Here is a 22,839-nt window from a genome sequence, read left to right on the forward strand (position 1 = left end):
CGGCGGATGTCAAAACCAGAGGATTTGTACGCGGCATGGTGATGTTCGGACGATTCAAGAAATTGCATTTCGTCGGTATCGGCGGAGCCGGTATGTCCGGCATTGCGGAGATTCTCCAGAACCTGGGCTACCATGTCACCGGTTCCGACAGCACGCTCAGCGAAGTCACCGAGTATCTCGGCTCGCTCGGCATCCGGGTTTTCGACGAGCATCGAGCCTCCAACCTCGAGGATATCGACGTCGTGGTCATCTCGTCGGCCATAGGGGAGAACAACCCGGAAGTGGTCGAAGCGCGGCGCCTGGGAGTTCCCGTCATCAAACGTGCCGAGATGCTGGGCGAACTCATGCGGCTCAAGTTCTCGATCGGCGTGGCCGGAACCCACGGCAAGACCACCACGACGTCGATGGTCGGCATGATACTCCGTCGGGCCAACCTCAATCCCACGCTGATCGTGGGCGGCATCGTGTCTGAGCTTGGCACCGGCGCCTCGCTCGGCGAAGGGGACTACCTGGTCGCGGAAGCGGACGAGTACGACCGTTCGATCCTGGCCACCTTTCCGACCATGGCCGTGGTGCTCAATATCGAACCGGACCACCTGGACTGTTATGACGGTATCGATGATCTGAAAGAAGCGTTTCTCACGTATATCAACCGCGTTCCGTTTTACGGTTCCGCCATCATATCGGCCGATGACGGCAACATCGCGGAACTCCGGCCGCGGATCACCCGGCCCTATGCCACTTTCGGCTTCTCGACCGAGGCCGACTACCGGGCGCTCGATATCCGCGCCGAATCCGGGCGCACGATCTTTTCCGTTTATCGTCGCGGTGACCTTCTCGGCGAGATCATTGTTCGCGTGCCCGGCCGCCACAACGTGGCCAATGCGCTGGCGGCCATTGCCGCCGCCACCGAACTGGAGGTTCCGTTTGAAACCATCGCCGATGCCCTCCGATCCTTCAGCGGAGTGGAACGCCGCTTTGAAGTTGTCGGCCGGGTGGATGATATCACCGTCATTGATGACTACGCGCATCACCCCTCTGAAATCAGGGCGACCCTGAGCACGGCGCGCGAGAACTACACCGGCCGCCTGGTCGCCGTCTTCCAGCCGCATCTCTACTCACGCACGCGCGATTTCCTCGAAGAGTTTGCGGAAGTCCTGGCCGCGGCCGACAAGTGCATCCTGACGGATATCTACCCGGCCAGGGAGGAACCGATCCCCGGTATCACCTCGGATCGTATCAGGCAGGCGGCGCAGGCCGCGGGCGGCGGTGATTTCACGTACGTCGGGGTTAAAGAGAATGCCGTAGACGAGATCGAACGAATTGCCCGTCCGGGCGACGTCATCCTTATCATCGGCGCCGGTTCGATAACGCATATTCGCGGCATGGTGCTCGAACGGCTGGGAGGTAAGTTCAAATGACCGTGAACCGCAGACGCATCGTGCTGGCGGTGCTGGCCGTGGCGCTCACCGCCGCAGCCGTGACCATCAACGTCACTGACGTGTGCCACCTGGAGGCGGTGACGCTCAACGGCGAGCCGGTTGAGAACTGGCAGGACGAGTACGGCCTGTCCGAGGATAGAATGATCCTGCGGCAGCCCGTGGACAAGCTCGTGACCGCCCTGCTTGACCAAGAGGGCGTATTCAAAGTCGACGTCGACTACCAGTTGATGCACGCCATCGATGTGCGCACCAACAACTTTACGCCCGCCTGTTTCGTGGTGGACGAAAAGAGCGGCCGGCTGAAGGGATTGAACGCGACGGCCCGCGTGGTTCTTCTCGGTCCCTCGGTGGCCGACTGGGAACACCCGGTGCTGACCAACGTGACGGCCGACCGCCTGTACGACTACTGCGACGACCCGCGGGTGAGGATTATTGTGCCGCAACTGATCGAGCTGCGCGGGGACAACGTGGATCTTTACCGCTTGATAAGCGAAGTCGATTTCGGTCGCACGGACTGCCTGATCGTCACCGTCGCCGGGCTGCCGTACCGGCTGAAAGTCGACGCCGCGCAGTTTGAAAGTCAGATTAATGAATATGTGACGTTCCTCGAGCAATTCGATGCGGACCTGAAGGCCGCTGACGCCCTGGACCTGCGCCTGGACAACATGATCATCAAGGAAGGTGGAGCGCAGTAGCATGGCCGGGAATCGGATGGTGGCAGCGCTCGATATCGGCACCAGCAAGGTGCTCGCACTGATCGGCGAGATGGATGACCAGGGTGGCATGTACATAATCGGTCACGGCCGGGCGCCGTCTGACGGGCTGCGACGCGGTATGGTCGTCGACATGGACAAAACGGTGAAATCAATCCGCAAGGCCATCGACGACGCCGAGCTTGTCTCGGGGACGGAAATCGATCGCGTCACCGTGGGCATAGCCGGAGAACACGTCAGGTCTATTAACAGCCATGGGGTCGTGGCCGTCAGCCGCACCGACAACGAAATCACCGCCGCCGACGTCCGGAAAGCTATCGAAGCCTCGCGCGCGGTGGCGATACCGGTGGACCGCGAGATAATCCACGTCATACCCCAGGGTTATTCGGTGGACGATCAGTCCGGCATCAAGGACCCCGTGGGCATGTCGGGGGTCCGGCTCGAGGTCGAGACGCACATCGTGACGGCGTTGGTGACCTCGGCCAGGAATATCTTTCGTGCCCTGGAGCGGTGCCGCCTGGGCGTGGACCACATGGTTCTCGAGTCTCTTGCGTTGTCCCACGTGCTGCTGGCCGAGGACGACACGGAAGCCGGGTGCCTAGTTGTCGATATCGGCGGGGACATCACCAATGCCTCGGTGTTTTACGACGGAGCCATACGCCACACCGGGGTTATCGGGCTGGGTGGCCGAAACGTCACAAACGACATTGCCATCGGCCTGCGCACGCCGGTGGGACAGGCGGAGCGGTTGAAACTCGGTCACGGCGCGGCCCTGGCTTCGTCCGTGGACCCGTCAGAGATGATCGAAGTGCCCGGGGTCGCCGGGCGCCCGGCCCGCGAAATCTCACGCCATGTCCTGGCGTCCATTATCGAACCACGCGTCGAGGAGATATTCTCGCTGGTCAGCAAGGAACTCCGGAAGCTTCACCGGCTCGACACCTTCACCGCCGGTATGCTTCTGACCGGCGGCGGTTCGCTGCTGCCGGGCACGCTGGAGCTGGCGGAACAGATTTTTGACATGCCCGTGCGGGCGGCTCAACTGCGGGGTATCGAGCATACCCCGGAGGAACTGGACAGCGCCCCGTTTGCTACCGCGCACGGGCTGCTGGTCTACGGGTTTGCCTACGAACCGGTCGGCGCCAAGACGGGGGCGCTGGGCGGGTTGTTCAGAAGGATTGAGCAATGGATAACAAAGAAATTGTAGTCAACACATAGACGTCCAAGGAGGAACTGAGGATGTCAAGCGCGAAGCATCAGTTTGATTTTGCTTCCGGCTACTCAAACCACGCAAAGATCAAGGTGGTGGGTGTCGGAGGCGGTGGCGGCAACGCCATCAACCGTATGATCGCGGCGGAATTGCAGGGTGTCGATTTCGTCGCCATCAATACGGATGCCCAGGTGCTCGACCAGAACTGCGCAGAAAAGCGGGTTCAGATCGGCGGGCAGATTACCGGCGGCCTCGGCGCCGGCGCCAACCCCGAGACCGGTCGCCGCGCCATGGAGGAAAGCCGTGAGGAGGTCAGCGAGATCATGGGCAATCCCAATCTCGTCTTCATCACTGCCGGCATGGGCGGTGGCACCGGCACCGGCGCCGCGCCGATCGTGGCCGAGATTGCCAAGGAGGCCGGAGCCCTGACGGTGGCAGTTGTGACCAAACCGTTCCGCTTCGAAGGGCGGAAACGCAAGGAACGCGCCGAGCAGGGACTGGCCGACCTGAAGGCGAAGGTGGACACGCTCATAACGATTCCCAACGAAAGACTGTTGGAAATCGTGGACAGGAAAACCACCCTCAGCGAGGCCTTTTCCACCGCCGACGAGGTGCTGCACCAGGCCACCAAGGGCATCTCCGATCTGATCACGATACCCGGGCTTATCAACTGCGATTTTGCCGACGTGCGGACCGTCATGCTCGAGATGGGCGACGCGCTCATGGGTACCGGCTGTGGCAAAGGGGAAGAAAAGGCGATCGATGCCGCGCGCGGAGCCATATCGTCACCCCTGCTGGAAAACGTGTCAATCAGCGGGGCGCGAGGGGTGCTGATCAACGTCACCGGCGGAGAGGATATGTCGCTGTTTGACGTCAACACGGCCACCTCGCTCATCTACGACGAAGCCGGTGACGACGCCAACGTCATCTTCGGCGCCGTTATTGACCCCGTCATGAGCGATCAGATGAGGGTTACGGTAATAGCCACCGGCTTTGGGCATCGCGCCGAAGCGGCAAAGAAGCAGGAGCAGAAGGTCACTTGCGCGCCGCCGGCCCGTGCCATGTCACTGTTCCCCGAGGACGTGGCGCGAAGGGTCGTGCGGTCGCCGAGTCCCAAGGAGGCATCCCCCGCAGTGGCCCAGGTACAATCCGGTTACCTCTCCGCTGAAGACAACGAGCCGGGTCCGGGTAACGGGAACGGTAACGGGAATCAAGTGCGGGCGCGCGTGCCGATCTTCTCCGAGGATGATCGAACCATTCCCGCCTACATCAGGCGACTCGATGAAAGTGAATAGCGTCGTGACAAGATAGAGAACGGGCCGTGAAAACCATAGCGCAGGAGTCGCGATAGAGAAAAGTTTGCAGTTTCGCGCTACTCTTGGTTCCTCCACAATGCCGCCGGTTAAACTACCCTGCCGGCGGCATTATTTTGTGCCGGTCATCGGTCCGTCCGCTATCGTATGGGGCGGCTGCCCCAGTATCGGCGGCATTCGCAGATCACGACCCCGTCGCCTGAGTTCAACGTGTTATGCCGCAACGGATTCCAGGACTGCGCGAACGGCACGCTCTTTGCAGAACAGCACCCTGAGAGCTAAGTTCTATTTTGAACCAGGAACGGTGACATGGGTATCACGTTACATTCCAATCTTACCAACGGGCTGAGCCTGTTGAGCCTGACGAGCAACCTGTCGGTGTTGTACAAATCTGCGGAGAGACTGGCTTCCGGATTGCGCATCAACCGGGCTTCGGATGATCCGGCCGGGCTGGTGATATCCGAACAGTTGCGCTCCCAGATTGCATCGCTGAACAGCGAGATCGACAATATTTCGTCAGTCATCAGCAAGTATCAGACGGTCTCCTCGACCGTCGGCGAGCTTCGTTCGCAGCTTACCGACCTCCGCGCGCTGGCCGTCGCCGCGGCCAACGAGGGCGGCAACAGCGAAGAGGCCCAGCAGGCGTACAATACGGCTGCCGGGGCAATCGTGAACACCTTCAACTCGACCGCTCAAAACGCCGAGTTCAACGGTTCGCGAACGCTCGACGGGTCGGAGGGGTCACTGGCCGAGGTCTCCGAGTTGACGGATATCGACCTGTCGACACCACAGGCCGCGGCATCGTCGATTCAACAGATCGATGGCGCCAGCGCCGAGCTTGACTCCGTCCAGACGGAGTTGGGCGCCACCCAGAAGAATGAGCTGGAAAGCCGCCGGGCTTCTCTGCAGGTGACTCGTGAGAACCTGGTGGCGGCGGAATCACAGGTGCGGGACGCGGATTACGGTATGGAATACGCGAGATTCGTCAGCAGTATGATCCGCACCCAGGTGGCGATGGCGATGGTGGCTCATACCGCCCTTAACGGGGCCGGGGTGGTGCGCCTGATGGGCCTGTAGTGTCGGTCTCCCCCTCATCCATTGGATGGTTATGTTGCGCATGCCGCCGGGATCGGCTCCTCCCGGCGGCTTTTCTATGCCCGGAGGCAACTCAAAAAAAAACCGCCCCTGGGGGCGGTGAGCCTAGAACCGCCGGACGCGCCCTTTGCCGGGGCGCGCGGCGCGAAGGCTTTAGTTCACGCCGAGGCTGATTTGGGCTTTTTGCGCTGGACGTTCTTGGTGACTTTGCCTGCTTTCAGGCATGACATACATACGGATACTCGCTTCGGCGTACCGTCGACCACCACCCGGACCCGCTGAAGGTTCGGTATCCAGCGGCGTTTGGTAAGGTTATGCGCGTGAGAGACGCTGTGTCCGGTCATGGGCCTCTTGCCGCAGATTTCGCATACTTTAGCCATAAAACTGTCGACTCCTAAGGTAATGTGGCCATAAAGGTACGCCCTGCGGCTCAAAAGGCAAGCATTTTCTGGAGATCCGGCCGCGCCGGGGGCAGCCGGACATATGGGCCGTGTGTTTGACTGGCGTTTCCGGCTGGCTTATACTAACTTGGATACCTGTTTTGACCGGCGCGTATAATCGGCAACTTGGCAGGATACTCTATGCTTGACCTCAGATTCATCCGGGAGCATCCGGACTTGGTAAAGACCGGAGCAGCCCACAAGAACGAGACGTGCGACATCGACCGGATTCTTGCCCTTGATGAGCACCGTCGGGACATAATACGCTCCGTCGAGCGGCTCAAGGCGGAGCGCAACCGGGCCTCGGCGGAGATAGGCAAAAAGAAGCAGGCCGGCCAGCCGGCCGACGAGGCGGTTGCGCAGATGCGCGCCGTGGGCGACCGGATAGCTGAACTGGATAAGCAGTTACACCAGATCCAGGCCGACCTTGACACCGCCTTGACGTGGGTACCTAACCTGCCGCACGAATCGGTGCCGATAGGCAGGGACGAGGCCGCCAACGTGGTCGTCCGCGAGTGGGGGCAGATACGGCAGCCGGAGTTCAAGGTCCTGCCGCACTGGGAGATCGGCGAAAAGCTGGGGATTCTTGATCTGGCCGCGGCCGCCCGGGTTTCCGGAGCAGGCTTTTACGTGCTTAAGGGATTGGGCGCCGGTCTTCAGCGCGCCCTGGTAAACTACATGCTCGACCGGCACGTCGCCGACGGTTTTACGGAAGTTCACATCCCTCACCTGGTGACGGCCGAAACGATGTTCGGCACCGGGCAGCTTCCGAAGCTGGACGACGACATGTACAAGACCGCTGATGAATCCCTCTACCTGATTCCCACCGCAGAGGTTCCGATCACCAACCTCTTCAGACAGCAGGTCATCGGCCATGAGGACCTGCCGGTATGCATGGTCGGCCATTCCCCCTGTTACCGGCGTGAGGCCGGGGCGGCAGGAAAGGATACTCGGGGCATGATTCGCGTGCACCAGTTCGACAAGGTGGAGCTGGTGAAGGTGGTTCGCCCGGAGGACTCGTACGAGGAACTGGAGTCGCTGGTCGCGCAGGCTGAGAAGGTCCTGCAGGGGCTGCAACTGCCGTATCGCGTCTGCATGCTGGCCTCGGGCGATCTGTCGTTTGCCTCGGCCAAGTGCTACGATCTGGAATTGTGGTCGGAGGGAGTTGAGCGGTACCTGGAGATCTCCTCGGTGTCCAATTTCGAGGATTTCCAGGCCCGGCGAATGGCGTGCCGCTTCCGCGACGAGACAGGGAAGCTGCACTATCCTCACACGCTGAACGGCTCCGGGGTGGCCCTGGCCCGCCTGATACCGGCTATTCTCGAGAACTACCAGAACCCTGACGGGAGTATCACCATCCCCGAGGTTCTTCGACCCTACATGCATGGAGCTGAGCGGATCACGTAATGGCGGCAAAGCGGAAGATCATAAACCGCACGTCAGACCTGTACATCGGCAAGTCGACCCTGTTCAAGACGTTTCTCCTGGTCGGGGTGGCGGCGGTCTCGGTGGTGTTCATCTGGTATACGTTCTCCGTTATTGACGTTCTGAAGCAGGATACGCGCCGCCAGGTGGACCTGTACGTCAAGCTCTGGCAGGAGGTCGCCAACTCGCCGACCTCCAGCGGGGAATTGCAGGTTATCTTCGACGAGGTCATCCTGAAAGCCAGCTTTCCGATTGTCGTCTGCGACAGTGCGCGTGTGCCGCACTCGTGGCGCAACATCCCCGGCGTTCTGCCCGGTGACACTGCCCTTGCGACTCGCCTGAAAATGGAGGAAGTGACACAAAAAATGCGGGCGGATAACGGGGAATACCCGCTGTATATAACCCCCGAGCACGTCAATTATTTCTACTACGGTGATTCCCGGGTCATCAGCCAGCTCACGCTGATGCCTTTTATCGAAATTGGTATTGTCCTGGCCTTTCTGGCCGTGGGAATAATTGGCTTCCAGAACATCAGGCGCAGCGAGGAACGGTATATCTGGGTGGGCATGGCCAAGGAGACGGCGCACCAACTCGGCACCCCCATCTCGTCGCTGCTGGGCTGGCTGGAGGTTATCGGTGTCGAGAATCGTTCCAGGATGGATTCACAGGCCCAGCAGGAGCTTATCGCGAGCACGGCGGAGAATATGCAGGTCGACGTAGAGCGACTGCAGCGGGTGGCTAACCGTTTCGGGCTGATCGGATCGATACCGGACCTGGACCCCTGCGATCTGAACGAACTGGTCCAGGAAGCAGTCTCGTACTACCGTCGGCGTGTGCCATTCAAGGGGAAAGGGATTCAGATTCGGTTTGAGCGAGGAGAATTGCCGCAGGTGCACGCCAATGCCGAACTGTTCGGCTGGGCGCTTGAAAATCTCATAAAGAACAGTCTGGAAGTTGTGGATTCCATGTCGGGCAGGATCGTGGTTGCCACCGCGGCCGGCTCCGAAGGCACGGACGTCTGCCTGGAAATAAAGGATAACGGCCCGGGGATAGCGGCACCGGCGGCCCGAAAGATCTTCAGGCCGGGATTCACCACGAAAAAACGCGGCTGGGGAATGGGCCTTACCCTTGTCAAGCGTATAATAGAAGAGTATCACGGCGGCCACATCGACTTAAAGCGATCAAAACCCGGCGAGACGGTGTTTGAAATACTACTGCCGGTCAGGAATAACGCAAAAGGATAACGATGACGACAGTGTCGGATAAGAAGCGCATTCTGTGGGTGGATGACGAGATCGACTCGCTCAAGCCTCACATTCTCTTTCTGGAAAACAAGGGCTTCGAGGTGGTACCGGCCATGTCCGGTGATGACGGCATCATGGCTGTCAGGCAGCAGTTGTTTGACCTGGTTCTGCTCGATGAGGTCATGCCGGGCAAGGACGGTCTGACAACGCTGGAGGAAATGAAGGATATCCGTCCGTACCTTCCCGTGGTCATGGTCACCAAGTCGGAGGAAGAGAGCCTGATGGAGGAGGCGATCGGCCAGAAGATTGATGACTATCTCGTCAAGCCGGTCAACCCGTCCCAGATTCTCCTGGTCATAAAGCGGCTGCTGGACGCCAGGAAAATAATCGATTCCTCGTCCATGCGCCGGTATATCACTGAGATCAACCGGTTCAACCAGCGCCTTTACGGTCACATGGCACCGGAAGACTGGCACGAGGCGGCACGTATCGGGGCCTCGTGGAATCTGCAGCTGGATGAAAGCAACGACGAGGGCCTCCAGCACACGCACACGGGAACCCAGAAAGAGTGGAACATCGAGTTCACGAAATACGTGCTCAGCAACTACAGGGACTGGCTCGATAGCGAGCAGCGGCCCCTCCTGTCACCGGACGTCACCACCCGTTTTGTCGTTCCGAGGTTGAAAAAGAACCAGCAGGTGCTCTACATCGTTGTCGACTGTCTTCGTCTGGACCAGTGGATGCTTGTCGAGCCGCTCCTGGCCGAGTTCTTCAATATCGAGCGACACTACTATTACTCCATTCTTCCCACCGCGACGCCGTTTGCCCGCAACGCGCTCTTTGCCGGACTGTTCCCGGATGATATCGCCAGAACGTACCCCGAAAACTACCGGTTACAGGACGAGGGTTCGTTGAACCGGTACGAGGAGAAGTTCCTTCTCGATAACCTCGCCCGTCACGGTGTTCGCCCGGAACGGCAGGTCCGGTATACCAAGATCTTCAGCAACAGCGAGGGGGAGGAACTGGCCAGGCGCATCTCCGATTACTTCGAGTGCTCGCTGGCCACCATCGTGTTCAACTTCCTTGACATTCTTGCGCACGGTCGTTCGAACAACGTCATTCTCAAGGAGATCGCGGGTACGGACGCTGCGTTCCGTTCTTTGATGAAAAGCTGGTTCGTACACTCGCCGTTGTTTGCAATCCTCAAGGCTTTTGCCTCGCGCGATTTTACCGTCGTCCTGACCTCGGACCACGGCTCGGTCCTGTGCAAGCGAGGCACCATGGCCCACGGGCGGCGTTCAACCTCGACCAACCTGCGCTACAAGTACGGTGACAACCTGAATTCCGACCCGAAAGAGTCGTTGATCATCAAGAAACCGGCTGAATGGCGGTTGCCGCTGTTCACTCTGGCCACCACCTACATCATCGCCAAGGAAGATTTCTACTTCGTATACCCCAACAACTACAATGAGATGGTGCGTCTGTTTCAGAACTCCTTCCAGCACGGCGGCATTTCGCTCGATGAGATGGTCGTGCCGCTGGCCGTTTTGACCCCGAGGTAGAGTTCCGGTGAGGGCTCTTCAGATCGTTTCGCATTCGGAGGAGCAGACGCTCGGCCTTGCCGCCAGGCTGGCCCCATCCTTCGGGTCCGGGGATGTCGTCGTGCTTACCGGCGAGCTCGGGGCCGGCAAAACCGCTTTTGTCAGGGGACTGGCGGCCGCCCGCGGTATCAGTGAAGACCTCGTGAGTTCGCCGTCGTTTACATTCATTAACGAGTATCCGGCCGAGGTGCCACTGTACCACTTCGACTTCTACCGTCTGTCGGACCCGTCGGAACTGCGTGAAATCGGCTGGGACGACTACCTTTCGCGAGACGGTCTGATCGTCGTCGAATGGGGAGAGCGAGCCGGTGACCACCTGCCCGACCGCTACTATCTGGTCACTTTTGCCATCCTCAGTGTCAACGAGCGGCAGATAGACCTGTCACTGGTGCAAAGATGACCGGGCGCGAGTACAGGAACATGCTGGCGATCGATACGGCCACGATGCGCCTGAAACTCGCGCTGGCCTTCGGCCCCGACCGGCTGGTGAAATCAGACAACCGCATGGAACGCACTCACGGCCAGATGATCATGAAGAAAATAGACGAGCTTTTTCTCTCGGCCGGGCTGGCGAAGAAAATGCTGGACGTAATTGTCGTCTCGCGCGGTCCCGGTTCTTTTACGGGGCTGCGGATCGGCCTGGCGGCAGCCAAGGGGATATCCGCGGCCCTGGGCATTCCCGTAATCGGCGTGGACCTGTTTGAGCTGTCGGCCTATAAACTCCGCGACGTGGCAACGCCGGTGATTCTGCTGCTGCCGCATCGTCGGGACGAATTCTTTACCGCTGTCGTCGAACACGGGGCCTGCTCCATGGAGACGGTAAAAACTGTGCCACTCGGGGACGTCGGCAAGGTTGTCTCGGCCGGGCAGGTCAGGTTGGTGGGTGTCGATCCGGCGGCGATGTCAACCGAAGCGGCCGCCGCCGCGCACGCCGAAGTGCTGGAATATGACGCGGCCGATCTGCTGCACGTCGGGCTGCGCAAGCTCGCCGCCGGCGGGCCTGACGACGTCACGCGCCTGGAACCCCTCTACCTGCAGAAGTCACAAGCGGAGATACGGTTTGAAGAACGCCGGAAACGAAAATGAACTGGCCGTTGTTCTTCGGCGCATGACCGAGGGCGACCTGGCTTCCGTGGTTCGGCTGGAGAGGCAGATTTTCCCGGATCCCTGGCCGCGTTCGGCTTTTGCCCGGCAGCCGGGCGATGAGAGTTGGGGTGCCGTTATCGCCGAATACGAGGGCCGGCTGGTCGGCTATGCCTGCTACCTGGTTGCCATCGGCGAGTGTCACCTTATCAATATCGCGGTCGATCCGGAGCACCGACGGAAATCGGTTGCTAAACAGTTGCTGTTCTGTATCTTTCAGGTCGCTGTTGACAACGCGTGCAAGCTCATACGTCTCGAGGTTCGCGTGTCCAACGAGACCGCGATCGCCTTCTACCGGAGGTATGGTTTTGAAAAGCTCTGCCAGCGGCCCGAGTATTACCAACAGCCGCAGGAGGATGCACTGGTAATGGTCAAACCCCTGGAAGCACCTACGAAGAGTGAGTGACCATGGAGTGGTTTAAAAAGGCAAAATCAGGTCTCGTAGCGCAGGAAAAGCGAGATATCCCCGAAGGACTGTGGACGAAGTGTCCCTCGTGCGGCGAGATCGTATACAGCAAGAAGATGGAGCAACTGTTCTGGGTTTGCCCCGGCTGCAACTACCACTTTCGTTACAGCAGCCGCAAATACATACAGTTGCTGCTTGACGACGGGCATCTCGAAGAGTTGGACACGAACTTGAAGTCGATTGACCCGCTGAAGTTTCGTGACTCCAAGAAGTACGTTGATCGTCTCAAGGCGGCCAATGAGAAATCCGGCGGCACTGAAGGTTTGATCACGGGGCTGGCGAAAATCGGCGGGATGGAGGTGTCGTTTGCGATCATGGACTTCACCTTTATAGGCGGCTCCATGGGGTCGGCGGTAGGCGAGAAGGTCGCCAGGACGATTGAGCGCTCGGTCGAGCGCGAGATCCCGCTGGTTATCGTCTCCTGCTCCGGCGGCGCACGCATGCAGGAAGGCATCCTCTCGCTCATGCAGATGGCCAAGACCTCCGGGCTTCTGTCCAGGTTGGCTGAGAGGAAGATTCCCTACATTTCCGTCCTGACCAACCCGACTACGGCCGGCGTTATGGCCTCGTACGCGTCGCTCGGCGACGTTGTAATTGCCGAACCTAAGGCCCTGCTCGGATTTGCCGGGCCGCGGGTGATCCAGCAGACGATCGGGCAGGATCTTCCCGAGGGTTTCCAATCCTCCGAATTCTTCCTTGAGAAGGGATTCCTCGATAAGATCGTCGACCGCAAGGACCTCCGTGAAACCGTCATCCGGCTGTTGCGCTATATGGGGAAGGGCTGATGGCACGACACAGCTATGCGGCGGCTGAACGCTTTATCCTCTCGCGGGAGTTCTTCGGCATGAAGCTGGGTCTGCAGAACATCACCGAGTTTGCCGACCTGATCGGCCGTCCCCAGGACGCCTACCCCGCCGTCCACATCTCGGGCACCAACGGTAAGGGGTCTACGGCAGCCATGCTGGCCTCGGTGATGCGGGCCAACGGGTACCGGACGGGCCTGTTCACCTCGCCGCATCTGGTTGACTTCCGCGAACGGATAACTGTCGACGGTGAGCGGATAACCAGACATGCCGTCATTTCGTTCATCGATCGGTATCGCAAAACCCTGGTAAAAAAAAACTCTCGTTCTTTGAGCTGATAACCGCTCTGGCCCTGGACTACTTCTCACGAACGCAGGTGGACGTTGCGATCGTGGAAACCGGTCTTGGCGGGAGGCTGGATGCCACCAGCGTGCTGCGGCCATGCCTGACCGTGACCACCAACGTCAGCCGTGACCACGTCGAGATTCTCGGCGCCACCTTAAGGCGCATCGCCGGGGAGAAGGCGGGTATAGTCAAGCCCGGGGTTCCTCACCTGATCGGAATCCTACCGGGCGAGGCCGAGAAAGTCATGCGTACCGTTTGCCGAAAGCTGGATGCGCCCTTTCATAGTCTGAGAACGTACGACTTCGGGGCAGACAGCGCCCGGGGCCGGGTGGATTTCAACGGGCGGTGGTTTCGTGCGGCCGGGCTGTCGGTGCCGCTGCCCGGCAAACATCAACTCTACAACTGTGCTCTTGCCCTGGCGGCGGTCGACGTGTTGTGCCGCAGCGGTTTCAAATTCACGCGTCGCGCCGTAAGGCGGGGACTTCAAGCCGTCGATTGGCCGGGCCGCTTCCAGGTGGTGAGACGTGACGGTCGGCCGACCCTGGTGCTTGACGTTTGCCACAACGCCGGCGGGGCACGAGCCTTTGTGGCAACCTTCGCGGCTCAGTTTCCCGGCCGTAAGACTTCGATCATCCTCGGCCTGGTGAAGCGAAAGGAGCACCAGTTGATCGTCAGGGCACTTTCGCGCGTGGCCGCAGACTTCTCCCTTGTCCCGCTCAGGACAAAGCGTTCGACCAATCCCCGGGAACTCCTGGCCCAACTTGACTGGACTTCAATCCCCGTCAGGGCATACGGCCGGTTGGGCACCGCCTACGGTCATCTGTTGAAATCTTCCGGGTCAGACGATATTATAACGGTGACAGGCTCTCACTATCTGGTAGGTGAACTGCTGCGGGATTATATGCGAGTATGAAGAAGAAATCGTCCAGGAAACCTGCGAAGACCGGGCCAAAGGCCGTGTCACGGGATCAGGCTAAGTTCGCTGCGGCCGTGGAGTCGGTGGCCGACCTCAAGGGGCAGTTGGAGGAGAAGGTCGGGCTGCTCAGCGCCACCAACCGGCAACTGAAGCGCAAGATATTCGACCTGTACACGATTTTCGAGATCAGCCGGAATTTCAACGCTGTCCTGGACTACCAAACGCTGCTGGACAGCTTCATTTTCACCTGTCTCGGCCAAGTTGGAGCTCTCAAGGGGACTATCTTCCTGAAGCGCGACGGCCAGTCGGACCGGTTCTATCCGGCCAAGTCCAAGGGCTCGGGAGACCTGCCGGGACCGGATCAGTACTTCTCCGCCGATTCGCAGTTGGCCAGATACCTCACCAAACTGAATCGACCGTCTCTGACCGGGGACCTGCTCAAGAGTATCTCGACCACGAGCGAGCAGGAAATTCTTCAGTCGTTTGAGTCGGGCATTGTCGTCCCCCTGATTTACCAGACGCGACTCAGCGGCATCTTTGCCATGGCCGATAAGATCTCCGGGCGGGAGTTCAACGTCGACGACATCGAATTCCTGTCCATTCTCGGAAATCAGATAGCCGTTGCCATCGAGAACGCCCGCCTGTACGAGGGGGAAAGGAACGCCATCCAGCAGCTTCGAGCCGCTCAGCAGCAACTCTTGTATTCGGAGCGTCTGGCCGCGCTGGGTGAAATGTCGGCGAAAATCGCGCACGAAGTGAACAACCCGCTCGGGATCATCAAGAACTACGTCGCCCTGCTGCAGCGTTCGGTGGGCAAAGACAGACCGGAGGGCGAGTATGCCGAAGTCGTCGGACAGGAGATCAACAGGATTGCCGACATAGTAAAGCAGCTTCTGGACTTCCATCGGCCCCGCAGCGTTACCCGGAAGCGCGTAGACGTGGCGAGCGTGATCGACGAGGTGCTGGTCCTGATGGAGCGGCAGTTGGCGTCGAGCAGAATCGAGGTGCGTCGGGATTTCGACGTGAAGGGTGCACACGTGCAGGGTTCCCCGGAGAACCTCAAGCAGGTCGTGCTGAATCTTGTGATAAACGCGCGCGACGCGATGAGTGAAGGCGGCTGCCTGACCGTGTCCGTCGGCGCTGAGCAGGGCGAGGTCATCATCGGCATTGCGGACACGGGGCCGGGCATATCTCCTGAACTTATCCCGCGGATTTTCGAGCCGTTTTTCACCACCAAAGAGCCGGGCCGCGGAACGGGGCTGGGACTTTCCGTCTGTTACGGCATCATACGCAATCACAACGGGTCGATAACGTTCAAGAACCTCGAGTCCGGCGGTTGTTTTGAAATCCGGCTGCCGGCTGGCCCGGAGAAGGAGTGACATGGCGGCGCCTGCCGAAAAGATTGTCGTTATCGACGACGAGAAGCGGATGTGTGATTCCCTCGAAGCCCTGCTTCAGGGGAACGGTTACGAGGTGACCAGTTTCCAGAATTCCGCCGACGCCATTGAGGCGATCCGGCGCAAGAGGGTGGATCTCGTCATAACCGACATCAAGATGCCGCTAATGGACGGCCTGGAAATCCTCCGCGAGGTCAAGAAGATCGATGATGGGATTCCGGTCATCCTGATGACGGGGTACGCCTCGCTGGATACGGCCCTGGAGGCAATCGCCAAAGGGGCGTACGATTACCTGCTCAAGCCGGTGGAGTTCAATCTACTGGAGCTTGCCGTCAAGAGGGCGCTGGAGAAGCGGCGGGTCGAGCTGGCGCAGTTGCGCCTGATGGAAGAATTAAAGCTCTCCAACATGATCCTCCAGCGGCGCGTCGGTGAACTCAACGCCCTGTACGAGGCGGGCAAGTCGATCGGCTCGTCGGCTAACCTCTCTGAACTGCTTCGCCAGATCGTGGTGCTGGCCTCGACCGTCACCGAGGCCAGGATCGGCTCGATCATGCTGCTTGACGAAGCCCGGGAGCATCTGACAATCGAGGCGGCCATCGGCCTGGATGAGGAGATCGTACAGAACACGCAGCTCCCGATCGGCGCCTCCATCGCCGGCTACGTTGCCAGGAGCGGCGAAGCGTTGATAGTTAAAGACGTTGAGCACGACGAACGCTTTCAACGGATCAACAACGAGCGGTACGGAGCGGCCTCACTGCTGTGCACGCCCCTGAAAATCAAGAATACCGTCCTGGGCGTCATCAACATGGCCCACAAGGAGGATGGCGGATCCTTCACCGAGGACGACCTGCGCCTGCTGACCACCTTCGCCTCTCAGGCGGCCGTGGCCGTGGACGACGCCTACCAGTTTGAGAAAAGCCGCCGCCGGTTGACCGAGTTCGAGATTCTGCACGAGATTCAGACCGAGCTGCATACTCTGGCCTCGCTGGCCAGCTTTAGGCGGATTCTCGTCAGAAAGTTGCGGCTGGTTTTCCCCATTGACTACGCCATCTGGTTCAACGTCGACCGCTCGGCCAGGCGGCTGGTACCCGACGGTGCCGTCGGACGGAGCGACATCCCGCTGACGGAAAGCGGCCGCATAGACCTGTCGAAAGTCGACCGGGCCGAGGTTTCTCTTCATGACATCGACCTCCATGAGCTGGATCCGCGCGATACGCCCGCCCTCACGCTCTTTCTGAGCGAGAAGCTTCGCTCCAACGAGCATTACACCAGCCCCCGTGGGGCCTTCATGGCGGTCCCCATCGTTCGCAGCGGCGAACTGGCCCACGTGTTCTGTCTCGGCGCCGACAGCGACCGGGCTTACGGCGAAGATGACGTCTCACTGGCCCGGCTGGTTATCAACCAGGCGGCCGTATTGTTCGAGAAGGAACGGGCGCTCCTGAACGCAACGCGACTGCTCACCATGGGCAACATGATCTCGGAAATCTCGCATGACCTGCGAAAACCGCTGACCTCCATCCGGGGGGCCCTGCAAATTCTTCGCGAACGCTGGCCGAGTATCGCCGAGAAGTCTGATTTGTTCGAAACCGCCGAAGAGGAAGTTCACCGGATGAATGACATGGTGCGCGAACTCGTCGACTTCTCGAACCCCAATAAGTACGAGACGACCAAGCTGGATCTCCGCCAGGTGGTCCTTCGGGCCTCGGAGCTCGTCGGGCCGGATCTTCGCAAATACCACATCCGGTTCGAGTGCGAATTCGACGAGGCCGACTGGGAGGTAATCGTCAACAAGAACCAGATCCTCGAAGTGTTCCTGAATCTCTTCATGAACGCCATCGATGCCATGCCCGACAGCGGCACCCTCAGCGTCAGGGGTCTCGTGGAACAGCCCGAATACAAGAAGGGAAAGTACCTGGCCGTCAAGGTCATCGATACGGGCAAGGGGATGAGCAAGAAGGAACAGGCCCGCATGTTCGAGCGCTACTATACGACCAAGGAAACCGGGACCGGCCTCGGCCTGGTGGTGGTAAACCGCATTGTCGCGGCCCACAACGGGACCCTCAGCGTACAGTCGAGCCTGGGCAAGGGCACCACCTTTTCCGTGTACTTCCCCCTGGTCTCCTAGAACCCCTGCAGAATTTTGCCGAAAATCCGCAAAATAACTGAAGAACCAGCTTGATTTCTAAGGCTCTCTGCCGATACTTAGACAAGCCGGACCCCAGAAGATGGCAAAAGAAAAGACTAAAATCCTTGTTATCGACGATGACCCGAAGGTCTCCTGGATTCTCTCCGAGGGGCTCGACTCCAGTTTCAATTTTGTCTCGGCGCGTGACGGCGTCGAGGGCATTCAAATGATCTCCACGGAAAAGCCGATCCTGGTTCTTCTGGATATCAAGATGCCCGGAATGACCGGGCTGGAAGTCCTCGAGAAACTCAACAAGCTCGAGAACCGCCCGGAAGTGATAATGATTTCCGGCCACGGGGACACCAAGTACGTGGTAGAGTCGATGAAGCTGGGGGCGGCAGAGTTCATTGACAAGCCGTTCGACGTCCGTGAGGTGGAGATACACATCAACGGCGTGCTTGAACGGATGCGCCTGAAGAAAGAGGTTACTGACCTGAAGAAGGAACTTCAGGTCCGCGAGCATTACGGCAGTTTCGTCGGTGATTCCCAGGCCATGGCGCGCGTCAAGGGGATCATCGAACAGGTGGCAGACTCGGAGCTTACGGTGCTCATTCGTGGAGAATCGGGAACGGGCAAGGAGATCGCCGCCCGTTCACTTCACGCTCTTTCCAGCCGGAAGGTTCAGCCGTTTGTGAAGGTAAACTGCGCCGCCATCCCTCGGGACCTGCTGGAGGCCGAGTTGTTCGGGTACGAGAAGGGGGCGTTTACAGGCGCGCACAAGAACAAGCAGGGCCGTTTCGAGTTGGCCAACAAGGGTACAATTTTCCTTGACGAAATCGGCGACATGCCCATGGAGTTGCAGTCCAAGCTCCTTCAGGTGCTCGAACAACAGGAGTTCGTGCGCGTCGGCGGCATCCAAAACATCCACGTCGACGTGCGCATCATCTGTGCCACCAACAAGAATCTCGAGCAGGCCATAAAAGTGCAGGCTTTTCGCGATGACCTGTTCTACCGGCTCAACGAGATTACGCTCTTCCTGCCCGGCTTGCGAGAACGCCCCGAGGATATACCGCTTCTGGTCGAACATTTCCTCGACATGTACAACGACCAGTATACGCGGCAGCAGCCCCCCGTATCGCCCGAGACCATGGGCAGGCTGACCGAGTTCAGTTGGCCGGGCAACATCCGGCAACTGGAGAACATGATCAAGCAGGTGGTGGTCAGGGGAGATGAGAGTATTATTGCCGAGTTGATAGTATTAGCCGGCGAGAATTTGCCGGAATCGGTCTTCGGGTCCTCTTCGCCGCCGGCCGATCCGGCATTGACCACGGAACCGGCGCAGCAGGACTATTCGCTGAAGCACCGCGTCAGCAGGACAATTGCTGCCGAGGAAAAGCGGATGATCAGCGAAGTCCTGGGCAAGACCAACTGGAATCGGCGTAAGGCCGCCGATCTGCTGCAGATCAGCTACCGCTCCCTTCTGTACAAAATCAAAGACTACCAGCTTAACGCTGCCAAGTAAGCAACGCTCACCTGATCCGACCTGTTGGAAGTCTGTGCATTTTTTGAGCAGTCGGTTGCACAGTTGTGACTTGGTTTGCGCTTCACGAGCCGGTCTTCCGGCGCCAATCGGACCACAACCTCACCTCTATGCCCCGGTCTTTTCAGGAGTAACGCCGCCTTAGTGCCTGCTGCATAGAAAGCTGACAGGTCCTCATACCCGCCACAACTATCGGAATGATAGTTGCTTACCAGTAAGGTGCTGTATGCAATATGCGGATTTGAGAGTTGAGAGGCACACCCATATGATGGTCAGCCAGAGAGAGCCGCTCGGTCAGTTGTCTGAGTCATTTGTTGCGCGCGCCGGCATCGAGTTGAAACGGGCTGAGCGGTATCGAGTATTTGTGGCCCTGTCCGTTTTGGACATGGAGTTCACCAAGGAGTTCTTCACCGAAGTTGAGTATGCCCCGGTGATGGATGGCATTCTCGGCGTCGCGCGTAACTCCGTCCGAGCGTGTGACTACGTATCGCTCGTCGGGCCGCATCATGTCTGCCTGCTCTTTCCCGAGACGTCGCGCCAGGGAGCCGAGGTCGCCCTTCGGCGGATCGGTGATTCCATCCGCGAAGAGCTGGCCCGCCGGACGGACAAGACAATCGATCAGGTGATTCCCGTGGAATTGTCATCGTATCCGGACGCGGCGGGGGCCAGGACGGTCGAGGATTTTCTGGAGGAGTTGCAGCACCGCGCCAGAAACTGAAAAGCCTTGGGCCTGCTAAGACCCATTCCCACAAGAAGGTCGTCCACCCCTCTGGATGGCCTTCTTCTTTTTTCCCCGATGAGGCGGGCCGGTCTGAGTTTGCCCGGGCTGAGCAGGACCCGGCAGAAAGGGCCACGGAGAAACATATCCGCGGCCCTAAATAACATCTTGTTTCGGCTGTTGTCCGGCTTGCCTACCAGCCCATGATCTGTTCGAGGTTTTTGTTCAGCCGTTCGATACGTTCCTGGTAGTCTTCCTTTTTCGCCCTTTCCCGCTCGACGACCTCTTTCGGGGCGTTGTCGAGGAAGTCAGCGTTGGCCAGCTTCTTTGAGATTTTCTCGAGCTGTGCCTTGAGACTGTCCAGGTTCTTCTGCAACCGCGCCTTTTCCACCTCGATGTCGATCAGGCCCTCCAATGGAACGAATATTTCCGCGCCTGAAATGACGGCCGAGGCGGACAGCGGCGGTTTTTTCACGTCCACGCTACAGTGCAGGTCCTTCACCCGGGCCAGTGACCGGAAGTACTCGATATGGTTCTGGAGCAGCCGGCCGAAAGACTCGTGGCTGACGCGGATATACAGGTCGGACTTCCTGCCCGGGGGGACGTTCAATTCAGCCCGCACGGACCTTACGGCCGTCACGACTTCCTGGATCTGTTTGAGGCTGTCCTCGAGCGAGTTATCTACGTGCTCACCTTTGGTGGTCGGCCAGGGGCCGAAGCAGATCGTTGCGCTCCGGCCCGTCTCAGCGTCGCCTGAAAGTTGCCGGGCGATCTCTTCGGTCACGAACGGCGTGAACGGGTGCATCAACCGGAGAATGCGGTGCAGGACGTACGTCGCCACGTTCAGCGAGTTTTCCCGGATCGGCGTTCCCGGCCGGTCAGGTTTGATCAGCTCGATGTACCACGAGCAGTAATCATCCCAGGCGAAATTGTAAAGCGTCTTGGCAGCCGTCGAGAGCCGGTATTCGGCGAAGGCCTTGTCCACCGCCTGGATAGTGCCCTCCAGCCTTGACAGTATCCACCGATCGAATATGACGAGATCCGTATCATCGAGCTCCTCCAGCACCGGCTTGCGCCCCTGAAGATGCATCATCACGAAACGGGACACCTGGTAGAGCTTGTTGACGAAGTTCCGGCCAGTCTCAAAGGTGTTCTTGGTAATCCACGGATCCTGGCCGTCGGGTGTCGCCAGGACCAGTGAAATACGCAGGGCGTCGGCGCCGTACTTGTCGATGATCTCGAGCGGATCGATCCCGTTGCCGAGGGATTTGGACATTTTCACGCCGTTGGCGTCCCGCACCGTGCCGTGAATGTATACGTCGTTAAACGGCGTTTCGCCCATGAACTCGTACCCCGCCATGATCATGCGCGCAACCCACAGGAAGATAATCTCCGAGGCCGTCACCAGGGCTTTGGTAGGGTAGAACTTCTCAAGCTCGGGTGTCCTGTCGGGCCAGCCGAACGTCGAGAACGGCCAGAGCCAGGATGAAAACCAGGTATCCAGAACGTCTTCGTCCTGGACCAGCGAGGCCGGGTCGTACCCCGGGCACTGCTCGGCGGCGGGGCGGGCAACGGAAACGAACATGGTACCGTCCTCGGCATACCAGACCGGGATGCGGTGCCCCCACCAGAGCTGCCGTGATATGCACCAGTCCCGGATATTCTCCATCCAGTGCAGGTAGGTCTTGGACCAGTAATCCGGGTAGAAGCGCAACTTGCCGGACTTGAGCGCCTCGATGGCCGGCTTGGCCATTTCACTCATCCTGACAAACCACTGCTCGGAGAGGTACGGCTCGATGACCGTATGGCAGCGGTAACATGTCCCGGCCGAGAGTTCGTATTCCTCGGTCTTCTCCAGCAAGCCTTTCTTTTGAAGATCCGCGACCAACTGCCTGCGCGCCTCGTAACGGTCCAGGCCCTTGTACTTGCCGGCGTTTTCGTTCAGCGTCCCGTCGGTGTTGAGGATGTTTACTTCCTGGAGGTCATGCCGCTTCCCGATCTCGAAGTCGTTGGGGTCATGAGCCGGCGTAACCTTAACCACGCCGGTGCCGAACTCGGGGTCGACAAAGCTGTCGGCCACTATGGGGATCTCTCGTTCCAGGATGGGCAGAATAACGGTCTTGCCCATGTTCTTCTTGTACCGGCTGTCCTTGGGGTTTATGGCCAGGGCCGTATCTCCAAGCATCGTTTCCGGACGGGTGGTGGCGACCGTCAGGTAGTCGTCCGAGCCCTTGATCTTATACTTGATATACCAGAGATTCCCGTCGAAAGTCTTGTGCTCGACTTCGTCGTCAGAGAGCGACGTTTTGCACGAGGGACACCAGTTGACGATCCGGTGGCCGCGGTAGATCCACCCCTTATTATGCAGGTGGATGAAGACCTCGGCCACGGCTCGCGACAAACCGTCGTCGAGCGTAAAGCGAGTGCGGTCCCAGTCGCAGGAGCAACCGATTTTGCGCAACTGGCCGAGGATGATGTCCTTGTTTCGATAGGCCCAGTCCCTGGTCCGTTCCAGGAATTTCTCACGGCCGATCTCGCGCCGCGTTGTCCCCTCTTTGATAAGCTGCTTTTCGACGATCACCTGGGTGGCGATCCCGGCGTGGTCAGACCCCGGCAGCCACTCGGTTTCGTACCCCTGCATGCGGTGCCGGCGGATGAGAATATCCTGCACGGTGTTGTTCAGGGCATGGCCGAGGTGCAGGACGTCCGTGACGTTCGGTGGCGGGATGACGATGCTGTAGACTTCCTTGCCGGAGCCGGGATCAGCGTGGAAGTAGCCGTCCTCAACCCACTCGTGGTAGAGCCTGTCCTCGACCTCGGCCGGATTGTATGCCGCCGATTTCTTAGCCGTTTTGCCGTTATTCTTGCCCATGCCGCTCTATTTCCATATATTGGCCGACCGGAAC

Annotated in this window: 20 protein-coding genes; 18 read left to right on the forward strand and 2 right to left on the reverse strand. The window is 59.3% G+C overall.

Features of this window, described 5'->3' with window-relative positions:
* Positions 1-41 precede the first annotated feature (41 nt).
* The 5 genes from murC to VMY05_12215 all read left to right on the forward strand — a co-directional run bounded on the left by murC (position 42) and on the right by VMY05_12215 (position 5,752).
* Positions 42-1,421, forward strand: a complete 1,380-nt coding sequence (gene murC / locus VMY05_12195) for a UDP-N-acetylmuramate--L-alanine ligase (GenBank protein ID HUV31834.1) — start codon at positions 42-44, stop codon at positions 1,419-1,421.
* On the forward strand, positions 1,418-2,137 hold the full coding sequence (locus VMY05_12200) for a hypothetical protein (protein ID HUV31835.1): 720 nt from the start codon (positions 1,418-1,420) through the stop codon (positions 2,135-2,137). Before murC ends, VMY05_12200 begins: the two co-directional genes overlap by 4 nt.
* A 1-nt stretch (position 2,138) precedes the next feature.
* Entirely contained in the window at positions 2,139-3,359 is a 1,221-nt protein-coding gene (gene ftsA, locus VMY05_12205; GenBank protein ID HUV31836.1) for a cell division protein FtsA, read from the forward strand.
* Between the two features lie 32 nt (positions 3,360-3,391).
* Positions 3,392-4,657 (forward strand): cell division protein FtsZ, encoded by a 1,266-nt coding sequence (gene ftsZ / locus VMY05_12210; GenBank protein ID HUV31837.1) that lies wholly within the window; start codon positions 3,392-3,394, stop codon positions 4,655-4,657.
* Between the two features lie 327 nt (positions 4,658-4,984).
* A complete protein-coding gene (locus VMY05_12215; protein ID HUV31838.1) occupies positions 4,985-5,752 on the forward strand; it encodes a flagellin in 768 nt (255 codons plus the stop codon).
* Between the two features lie 176 nt (positions 5,753-5,928).
* Here VMY05_12215 and rpmB read toward each other — a convergent pair whose 3' ends face one another.
* Positions 5,929-6,150: a 50S ribosomal protein L28 gene (rpmB, locus tag VMY05_12220; GenBank protein HUV31839.1), complete on the reverse strand. Its 222-nt coding sequence runs from the start codon at positions 6,148-6,150 to the stop codon at positions 5,929-5,931.
* 201 nt (positions 6,151-6,351) lie between these two features.
* Between rpmB and serS the strand changes: the two genes are divergently transcribed.
* From serS to VMY05_12285, 13 genes are all read left to right on the forward strand, one after another.
* On the forward strand, positions 6,352-7,617 hold the full coding sequence (gene serS / locus VMY05_12225) for a serine--tRNA ligase (GenBank protein ID HUV31840.1): 1,266 nt from the start codon (positions 6,352-6,354) through the stop codon (positions 7,615-7,617).
* Positions 7,617-8,879, forward strand: coding sequence for a HAMP domain-containing sensor histidine kinase (locus VMY05_12230; protein ID HUV31841.1), 1,263 nt, complete (start codon positions 7,617-7,619; stop codon positions 8,877-8,879). The genes serS and VMY05_12230 overlap by 1 nt, the downstream gene beginning before the upstream one ends.
* Positions 8,880-8,881: 2 nt before the next feature.
* Positions 8,882-10,441, forward strand: coding sequence for a response regulator (locus VMY05_12235; protein ID HUV31842.1), 1,560 nt, complete (start codon positions 8,882-8,884; stop codon positions 10,439-10,441).
* A 7-nt stretch (positions 10,442-10,448) separates the two neighbouring features.
* A complete protein-coding gene (tsaE, locus tag VMY05_12240; GenBank protein HUV31843.1) occupies positions 10,449-10,880 on the forward strand; it encodes a tRNA (adenosine(37)-N6)-threonylcarbamoyltransferase complex ATPase subunit type 1 TsaE in 432 nt (143 codons plus the stop codon).
* Complete coding sequence (gene tsaB, locus VMY05_12245; GenBank protein ID HUV31844.1) at positions 10,877-11,566, forward strand: tRNA (adenosine(37)-N6)-threonylcarbamoyltransferase complex dimerization subunit type 1 TsaB; 690 nt, start codon at positions 10,877-10,879, stop codon at positions 11,564-11,566. Before tsaE ends, tsaB begins: the two co-directional genes overlap by 4 nt.
* Positions 11,541-12,029: a ribosomal protein S18-alanine N-acetyltransferase gene (gene rimI / locus VMY05_12250; protein ID HUV31845.1), complete on the forward strand. Its 489-nt coding sequence runs from the start codon at positions 11,541-11,543 to the stop codon at positions 12,027-12,029. Before tsaB ends, rimI begins: the two co-directional genes overlap by 26 nt.
* A gap of 2 nt (positions 12,030-12,031) precedes the next feature.
* A complete protein-coding gene (accD, locus tag VMY05_12255; GenBank protein HUV31846.1) occupies positions 12,032-12,874 on the forward strand; it encodes an acetyl-CoA carboxylase, carboxyltransferase subunit beta in 843 nt (280 codons plus the stop codon).
* Positions 12,874-13,230 carry a hypothetical protein gene (locus VMY05_12260; protein ID HUV31847.1) on the forward strand — a complete coding sequence of 119 codons (357 nt, stop codon included), beginning with the start codon at positions 12,874-12,876 and terminating at the stop codon, positions 13,228-13,230. Before accD ends, VMY05_12260 begins: the two co-directional genes overlap by 1 nt.
* The gene (locus tag VMY05_12265) at positions 13,230-14,150 is read left to right on the forward strand and encodes a Mur ligase family protein (GenBank protein HUV31848.1); all 921 of its coding nucleotides are present in this window, start codon (positions 13,230-13,232) and stop codon (positions 14,148-14,150) included. Before VMY05_12260 ends, VMY05_12265 begins: the two co-directional genes overlap by 1 nt.
* The gene (locus VMY05_12270) at positions 14,147-15,532 is read left to right on the forward strand and encodes an ATP-binding protein (GenBank protein ID HUV31849.1); all 1,386 of its coding nucleotides are present in this window, start codon (positions 14,147-14,149) and stop codon (positions 15,530-15,532) included. Before VMY05_12265 ends, VMY05_12270 begins: the two co-directional genes overlap by 4 nt.
* Before the next feature lies 1 nt (position 15,533).
* The gene (locus VMY05_12275) at positions 15,534-17,675 is read left to right on the forward strand and encodes a GAF domain-containing protein (GenBank protein ID HUV31850.1); all 2,142 of its coding nucleotides are present in this window, start codon (positions 15,534-15,536) and stop codon (positions 17,673-17,675) included.
* Between the two features lie 100 nt (positions 17,676-17,775).
* Positions 17,776-19,197, forward strand: a complete 1,422-nt coding sequence (locus VMY05_12280) for a sigma-54 dependent transcriptional regulator (GenBank protein HUV31851.1) — start codon at positions 17,776-17,778, stop codon at positions 19,195-19,197.
* Between the two features lie 283 nt (positions 19,198-19,480).
* Positions 19,481-19,933, forward strand: a complete 453-nt coding sequence (locus tag VMY05_12285; GenBank protein HUV31852.1) for a hypothetical protein — start codon at positions 19,481-19,483, stop codon at positions 19,931-19,933.
* Between the two features lie 193 nt (positions 19,934-20,126).
* On the opposite strand, the gene VMY05_12290 is transcribed toward VMY05_12285, so the two are convergent.
* Positions 20,127-22,805 (reverse strand): valine--tRNA ligase, encoded by a 2,679-nt coding sequence (locus VMY05_12290; protein HUV31853.1) that lies wholly within the window; start codon positions 22,803-22,805, stop codon positions 20,127-20,129.
* Positions 22,806-22,839 lie beyond the last annotated feature (34 nt).

This window comes from Acidobacteriota bacterium, from assembly GCA_035529075.1.
GTDB lineage: Bacteria > Zixibacteria > MSB-5A5 > GN15 > FEB-12 > DATKXK01.

What these genes read in the sequence shown, in the direction of transcription:
- murC (HUV31834.1), top strand. Translation starts at nt 42, where the DNA reads ATGTTCGGACGATTCAAGAAATTGCATTTCGTCGGTATCGGCGGAGCC.
- VMY05_12200 (HUV31835.1), top strand. Translation starts at nt 1,418, where the DNA reads ATGACCGTGAACCGCAGACGCATCGTGCTGGCGGTGCTGGCCGTGGCG.
- ftsA (HUV31836.1), top strand. Translation starts at nt 2,139, where the DNA reads ATGGCCGGGAATCGGATGGTGGCAGCGCTCGATATCGGCACCAGCAAG.
- ftsZ (HUV31837.1), top strand. Translation starts at nt 3,392, where the DNA reads ATGTCAAGCGCGAAGCATCAGTTTGATTTTGCTTCCGGCTACTCAAAC.
- VMY05_12215 (HUV31838.1), top strand. Translation starts at nt 4,985, where the DNA reads ATGGGTATCACGTTACATTCCAATCTTACCAACGGGCTGAGCCTGTTG.
- rpmB (HUV31839.1), bottom strand. Translation starts at nt 6,150, where the DNA reads ATGGCTAAAGTATGCGAAATCTGCGGCAAGAGGCCCATGACCGGACAC.
- serS (HUV31840.1), top strand. Translation starts at nt 6,352, where the DNA reads ATGCTTGACCTCAGATTCATCCGGGAGCATCCGGACTTGGTAAAGACC.
- VMY05_12230 (HUV31841.1), top strand. Translation starts at nt 7,617, where the DNA reads ATGGCGGCAAAGCGGAAGATCATAAACCGCACGTCAGACCTGTACATC.
- VMY05_12235 (HUV31842.1), top strand. Translation starts at nt 8,882, where the DNA reads ATGACGACAGTGTCGGATAAGAAGCGCATTCTGTGGGTGGATGACGAG.
- tsaB (HUV31844.1), top strand. Translation starts at nt 10,877, where the DNA reads ATGACCGGGCGCGAGTACAGGAACATGCTGGCGATCGATACGGCCACG.
- accD (HUV31846.1), top strand. Translation starts at nt 12,032, where the DNA reads ATGGAGTGGTTTAAAAAGGCAAAATCAGGTCTCGTAGCGCAGGAAAAG.
- VMY05_12260 (HUV31847.1), top strand. Translation starts at nt 12,874, where the DNA reads ATGGCACGACACAGCTATGCGGCGGCTGAACGCTTTATCCTCTCGCGG.
- VMY05_12270 (HUV31849.1), top strand. Translation starts at nt 14,147, where the DNA reads ATGAAGAAGAAATCGTCCAGGAAACCTGCGAAGACCGGGCCAAAGGCC.
- VMY05_12275 (HUV31850.1), top strand. Translation starts at nt 15,534, where the DNA reads ATGGCGGCGCCTGCCGAAAAGATTGTCGTTATCGACGACGAGAAGCGG.
- VMY05_12280 (HUV31851.1), top strand. Translation starts at nt 17,776, where the DNA reads ATGGCAAAAGAAAAGACTAAAATCCTTGTTATCGACGATGACCCGAAG.
- VMY05_12285 (HUV31852.1), top strand. Translation starts at nt 19,481, where the DNA reads ATGATGGTCAGCCAGAGAGAGCCGCTCGGTCAGTTGTCTGAGTCATTT.
- VMY05_12290 (HUV31853.1), bottom strand. Translation starts at nt 22,805, where the DNA reads ATGGGCAAGAATAACGGCAAAACGGCTAAGAAATCGGCGGCATACAAT.